8 protein-coding genes are annotated in these 6683 nt (G+C 40.3%); all 8 read left to right on the top strand.

Annotation, left to right across the window (positions count from 1 at the left end):
* A partial coding sequence (locus LDB17_RS03885; RefSeq protein ID WP_393924897.1) for a hypothetical protein occupies nucleotides 1-182 on the top strand: 182 nt, incomplete at its 5' end.
* Nucleotides 183-274: 92 nt separating this feature from the next.
* A complete protein-coding gene (gene murI, locus LDB17_RS03880) occupies nucleotides 275-1102 on the top strand; it encodes a glutamate racemase (protein WP_252638659.1) in 828 nt (275 codons plus the stop codon).
* Between the two features lie 157 nt (nucleotides 1103-1259).
* Complete coding sequence (locus LDB17_RS03875) at nucleotides 1260-1910, top strand: hypothetical protein (protein WP_252638541.1); 651 nt, start codon at nucleotides 1260-1262, stop codon at nucleotides 1908-1910.
* 178 nt (nucleotides 1911-2088) lie between these two features.
* Nucleotides 2089-3696: a sulfatase gene (locus LDB17_RS03870; protein WP_289781703.1), complete on the top strand. Its 1608-nt coding sequence runs from the start codon at nucleotides 2089-2091 to the stop codon at nucleotides 3694-3696.
* 70 nt (nucleotides 3697-3766) lie between these two features.
* Nucleotides 3767-4942, top strand: coding sequence for an anaerobic sulfatase-maturation protein (locus LDB17_RS03865; protein WP_252638542.1), 1176 nt, complete (start codon nucleotides 3767-3769; stop codon nucleotides 4940-4942).
* Between the two features lie 60 nt (nucleotides 4943-5002).
* The gene (gene dinB, locus LDB17_RS03860) at nucleotides 5003-6088 is read left to right on the top strand and encodes a DNA polymerase IV (RefSeq protein ID WP_252638543.1); all 1086 of its coding nucleotides are present in this window, start codon (nucleotides 5003-5005) and stop codon (nucleotides 6086-6088) included.
* Nucleotides 6089-6151: 63 nt separating this feature from the next.
* Complete coding sequence (locus tag LDB17_RS03855; RefSeq protein ID WP_018074919.1) at nucleotides 6152-6367, top strand: hypothetical protein; 216 nt, start codon at nucleotides 6152-6154, stop codon at nucleotides 6365-6367.
* A gap of 8 nt (nucleotides 6368-6375) precedes the next feature.
* Nucleotides 6376-6683: nucleoside deaminase (locus LDB17_RS03850; RefSeq protein WP_393924898.1), on the top strand; the 308-nt coding region annotated here is incomplete at its 3' end.

The following is a 6683-nucleotide window of genomic DNA, read 5'->3' as shown; positions in this document are numbered from 1 at the left end:
CTTATAATAAAAGGCAGGTGATTACAAATCCCCTGCAACGAAGGATTGCTAGTCCTTTCGGATTCTACCGTCCTTTCGGATTTGCAATCCGAAAGTATATATTAGCAGGATTTGTAATCCGCAATGGAATCATGATAAATATATTACCATCCTTCCTGATTATAAATCCGAAAGAAAGATAGAGGAACGATACAACTCCCGATTTTAATTTTTAATATCAAGATTAATCAAATAACTTCAATATTGTATTTATCTTTGCAGAAACAAAAAGATGATGCTTAAACCCGGACCTATTGGTGTATTTGATTCAGGATATGGAGGTCTCACGATACTATCGGAGATACAAGCCCTTATGCCCGAATACGATTATTGCTATCTTGGCGATAACTCGCGTGCACCCTATGGCGCTCGGTCGTTTGAGGTGGTCTATGAGTTTACCAAACAGGCTGTGACGGCATTGTTCGATATGGGCTGTAATCTTGTGATTCTTGCCTGTAATACAGCATCGGCAAAAGCTTTGCGTACCATCCAGCAAAAAGATCTGCCAAATATGAATCCCGATAAGAGGGTGCTGGGTATTATACGCCCTACAGCCGAAATCATCGGACAGATAACACGCAGCAGGCATGTAGGAGTCTTAGGTACAGTGGGCACTATACAGTCGCAATCGTACCCGATAGAGATAAATAAACTGTTTCCCGATATAAAAGTAACCGGCGAGGCTTGCCCTATGTGGGTTCCTCTGGTAGAAAATAACGAACACGAAAGTGAAGGAGCAGATTACTTTGTGAAAAAAAGTCTGGATAATATTTTAGCTAAAGATCCCGATATAGACACACTTATTCTTGGCTGCACGCATTACCCGTTGTTGCTGAATAAGATAAAGAAAATTCTACCCAAGGAGGTAACCGCCTTGCCTCAGGGAGAATACATTGCCCATAGCCTCAAAGATTATCTGCGACGGCATCCTGAGATGGATGAGGCATGTACCAAAAACGGAGAGACGCATTATTTTACTACCGAATCTTCCGAAAAGTTTTCAGGTGCGGCAACTATTTTTCTGAACAAAGAGATAGAAGTAAAGCACATTACACTCGATTAAAAATCCCTTATTTTTCGGTCTGCTAAAAAACAATTATATTTGTTTTTGTTAATTGGCATGGATTTTACAAAAAGGAAATAGAAAAGTAAAAACCCCCTATTGTATATTATATAAATATACATCATTTAGAGCATTTCAATAAAAATAAACAAACAGAATGAGCTACCTTTCGAAAGAATATCAGGAACAGTGGAATTTCTCAAAATATCCTCCAAGTGCTTACCGCATCTTTGGATTTGTGTTTAGCAAACAACCCGGAAGTTTTAACTACAATAAAAATATTGTTCAGATATTTACATTAAAATCGGATGATTTACCCGAACAAATAAGAATTGATAATTTCAAGAAATTGTGTCAAAGCTTGTTCAGGGAAATGAATGTAAAAGAAGACTTGGATGTAAAAACAGAAACTGACGATGAAAGTAAAGACACTACCATCACTTTCTCTTCCAACAATATTTGCAACTGCTTGCAGTCATTAAAGTATGAAGATGAGAAGATACTCTTCAATACGCTTTATAAACCATCATTGGGGACATATCCCTTGAGCCTCAATCAGCGGATCGAATTTATTTTGGGAGTTTATTTAAATCATTCTCATCGCAAAGCAAAAATGCTGTTTCGCGACAATTACCCTAAAATGGCATTGACTCATAGTTTTATCGTTGATCTGGCGGGGGAGGATGACGAATTTATTTTAACATCACGTTTCGATAGATCGCATAGCCACGTTATTGAGATTAACGAAAATGGGCAGCTGTGGAAAAAATTAGAAACACTGCTTCTAAAATATGGCTATCAATTATAAGAGATAAATCTCCTATCGCATCTTGAACCTGCAACTTTCTATTTTTCAATAAGTATAACGTTAGATGTAAGGGAAATAATATAAAAGTAACAGCCTGAGGCGTGTTACTTTTGTTTTATCATTCAATTTATTTTTATTAATTTTAGAGTATTGTTTTAACCCAAACACCTGATATTCCATGATAGATTTAAAGCGGTTTACTTTAGTAATTATTCCCGCATCAATACTTAGCCCATATAGTTATAGCCAAAATAAACAGAGCGATGCACCTCAATCCCGTCCCAATATTATTCATATAATGACGGACGATCATTCGTTTCAGACAATCAGTGCATACGGTCATCCTATCTCCAAGTTGGCTCCTACACCTAATATAGACCGATTGGCGAACGAAGGTATGTTGTTTCAGCAAGCCTTTGTCGAAAACTCACTGTCTACCCCGAGTCGGGCATGTCTTATGACAGGCTTGTATAGCCATCAGAATGGGCAACGTCAGTTGGGTGCAGGTATAGATACAACTAAAATCTTTTTTTCGGAATTACTTACACAGGCAGGGTATCAAACAGGAGTTGTAGGTAAATGGCATATGCAATGCGAACCAAAAGGTTTTGATTATTATTGCGTGCTCAACGATCAGGGAGATTATTATAATCCGAGCTTCAAAACGAAAGGCTCTCACGGCAAATACATTCGCGAAGAGGGGTATGCAACCAACCTGATTACAACTCATTCGATAGATTTTCTTAAAAACAGAGACAAGAGCAAACCTTTTGCCCTGTTGGTACATCATAAAGCTCCACACAGAAATTGGATGCCCGAAGCCAAGTACTATGACTTGTACGAGGATGTAGAATTCCCTAAACCTGAAACATTCTATGACGATTACGAAAGCCGTTGCTCTGCTGCCCGCACTCAGGATATGACTATCGATAAGACCATGACATTTATTTATGATCTGAAGCTAAATGAATTAAAGAATACACCACCCTATAATAAGGAATGGAGTGATGGAGGCTTGCAACAAGCGATGAATCAAATGACTCCAGCTCAGCGTGAAGCTTGGGAGAAGGCCTATCATCCTAAGAATATGAAATTCATTAACAGTAACCTGTCCGGCGATGCGCTGCTCGATTGGAAATTTCAACGTTATATGAGAGATTATCTTCGCTGTATAAAATCGATTGACGATGAAGTCGGGCGTTTGATTGATTACCTCGAAAAAGAAGGTTTGATGGATAATACAATTATTGTTTATACTTCCGATCAAGGTTTTTATATGGGAGAACATGGGTGGTTCGATAAGCGTTTTATGTACGAAGAATCGTTCAGAACACCGCTGATAATACGTTATCCCAAAGCCATAAAGTCAGGGACGAAAACCGCTGCTTTGGTACAGAATATAGACTTTGCTCCTACTTACTTGTCATTAGCCGGAATAGAGAAGCCCTCAGAAATGAGCGGAGTTTCTCTTGAAGGGTTGTTTGATGGCAAAACACCTAAAGATTGGAGAAAAGATTTGTATTATCACTATTATGATTATCCTGCGATCCACAATGTACGCCGTCATGATGGTGTGAGGACAGAAAGGTATAAACTCATTCATTTCTACGGTAAAGGAGAAATAAGCAATGATGAAGATATCAATTGTAATGAGTTGTTCGATCTGCAAAATGATCCGACTGAATTACATAATCTCTACGGAAAAGAAGGGTATGAAGAAATAACAAAGGAGTTGCAGACAGCTCTCGATAATTATAGAAAGACACTCAAGGTAGATGAATTTTAAGTGAGTGAAAATTTTTTTTCGTCATTTTATTATCAATAGAGTATAATATCACAATCTAAAACCAGACCGGATGTCTTCAAAAACGTATGCTCCTTTTGCAAAGCCACTCTATGTGATGCTCAAGCCAATAGGAGCTGTTTGTAATCTAGGGTGCACTTACTGTTATTATCTGGAGAAAAAGGAGCTGTATCCCGACAAAGGTAGTAAGGCAATAATGAGTGACGATCTTCTGGAACGGTTTGTCTCTCAATACATCGAGGCACAAACCATGCAGCCCATACTGTTTACATGGCATGGAGGCGAACCTTTGATGCGTGACATCTCGTTTTATAAGAAAGCACTGGCGTTGCAGCGTAAATATGCTAAAGGGAAACAGATTTCGAATACCCTGCAAACCAACGGCACGCTGTTGAACGATGAGTGGTGTGAATTTTTTAGAGAAAACAACTTCCTGATCGGTATCTCCATTGATGGGGCTAAGCCCTTCCATGACAAGTACAGAACAACAAAAGATATGCGTCCGACATTCGATCATGTTGTTCGGGGTATCAATCTTTTAAAGAAGCATGGGGTAGAATACAATATAATGGGAGTTGTAAATGACTTTAATATGAACTACCCGCTAGAGTTTTATCAGTTTTTTAAAGATATCGATTCTCATTACATCCAATTCTCTCCGGTTGTGGAAAGAGATAGCAATGGGAACGTAACTCAATGGAGTGTTACACCCGAAAAATGGGGCGATTTTCTCATTGCTATATTCAACGAGTGGGTAAGGAAAGATGTCGGAATCTATTTTGTTCAATACTTCGATTCTGCACTCGCCAATTGGGTTGGGGTAGACCCCGGAATTTGTATCTTTGCAAAGAATTGCGGACATGCCGGAGTTATGGAATTTAATGGTGATGTGTATTCTTGCGATCACTTTGTATATCCTCAATATAAGTTGGGTAATATAAACGACAAGACATTGATAGAGATGATGTATTCGACGCAACAAAGCGAATTTGGTTTAGCAAAGTCGGCTTCCTTGTCATCTCAGTGTAAACAGTGTAAGTATTTGTTTGCTTGTCGTGGCGAATGCCCTAAAAACCGAATATCAAAAACTCAGTCGGGCGAAGAAATAAATTATCTATGTAACGGCTATTACAAGTTCTTCGAACATATAGCCCCCTATATGGACTTCATGAAAAAAGAGTTGGAAGCACAACGTCCTCCCGGTAATATTATGAAAGTCTTAAAATAATTATTGCAATAAGATTTTTATGTACACTTTTGTTCCTTTGTAGTTGGAGTAAGAAAGAATATGCGAAAAATAATCCACATAGATATGGATGCTTTCTATGCATCTATCGAGCAGCGTGACTATCCCGAATACAGGGGTAAGCCTCTTGCTGTGGGTTATGCGGGACCTCGGGGAGTAGTGGCGGCAGCCAGTTACGAGGCTCGCCGCTACGGTGTGCGTTCGGCTATGGCATCCAAAACGGCTTTGCGCAAATGCCCGCATCTGATATTTGTTCCTGCCCGCTTCGATGTCTACAAGTCTGTTTCGAGACAAATAATGGAGATATTCCACGAATATACCGATTTGGTAGAACCCCTCTCGCTGGACGAAGCGTTCCTCGATGTTACCGAGAATAATATGAATATCGCTTCAGCCACTCAGATAGCACAGGAGATAAAGCAAAAAATACGAGACGCTACAAACCTAACGGCTTCGGCAGGAGTTTCGTTCAATAAGTTTTTAGCCAAGATTGCTTCCGATCAGAATAAACCAAACGGGCTGTTTGTTGTAAAGCCAAAGGTTGCAGAGCTGTTTGTTGAGTCGCTGGCCATCGAGCGATTCTTTGGGGTAGGGAAGGTCACCGCCAAAGTAATGCATCAAATGGGTATCAAGACGGGATGGGACTTGAAGCAACGTTCCGAGAATGAGCTTGTTTCTGTTTTTGGTAAAGCAGGACATGTTTATTATCAGAATGCACGAGCCATCGATTATCGCCCTGTGGAGTCGCAACGTATCAGAAAGTCTATCAGTTCCGAAACAACCTTCGACAGGGATATCGATTCGCTCGACGAATTGGCTGTGGAGTTGGATGCCGTGGCGCGCGATACGTTCGATTACTTACAGAAGAAGAAGTTTAAGGGAAGAACCGTAACCCTGAAAATCAAATATGCAGACTTTAAGATAATAACACGAAGCCGTACATTCGCCGAAGCTGTGGAAGATTACGAATCGTTCTACAAGGCAGGATTTGAGTTGCTTAAGCTCGTCGATCTATCTCCTAAGGTTCGCCTTATCGGGTTGGGGGTAAAGAATAGCGATGATGAAATGGGTTGGTACGATGCTGTTCAGTTGCGCATCAATTTTGAAGAAGATGAGACTAAAGGTTAGGCTAAATGTATATTCTTCTCAAAATCCTTTCAGATATTCAGATAAGTACTTACTTTTGCAGCAATGAAACCAAAGAAGAAAGGGGCACATAGTAACCGCACGAAGCATTTGCTTTTCTCGCTCAACGAAGAAGAGTATGCCCTTATATCTTCGTACATCAAGAAATACAAGATAGCCAACCGTTCGCGATGGTGCAGGGAAACAATCATTACCCATGTGCTTAAAAGCCTTGAGCAGGATTATCCTACGCTCTTTGGCGAAAACGAAATGCGCCGATGACAACCAATATACTCAACGACGAGTACTATATGCGTCAGGCTCTTAACGAAGCCCGTCAGGCATTCGACAAGGGTGAAGTGCCTATAGGGGCAATAGTCGTTTGCAAGGGGCGTATCATTGCACGTGGACACAATCTCACCGAAACGCTTAACGATGTCACAGCTCATGCAGAGATGCAGGCGATTACGGCAGCCGCTAATGTGCTTGGTGGTAAATATCTTACCGATTGTATTCTGTATGTTACCATAGAGCCATGCCCGATGTGTGCCGGAGGGTTACTCTGGTCTCAAATCTCTAAAATTGTATATGGGGCAAA

The sequence above is a fragment of the Dysgonomonas sp. Shenzhen-Wh21 genome (assembly GCF_043392705.1).
In the GTDB taxonomy this organism is placed as follows: domain Bacteria; phylum Bacteroidota; class Bacteroidia; order Bacteroidales; family Dysgonomonadaceae; genus Dysgonomonas.
This window is presented reverse-complemented; position numbering and strand designations above follow the sequence as displayed.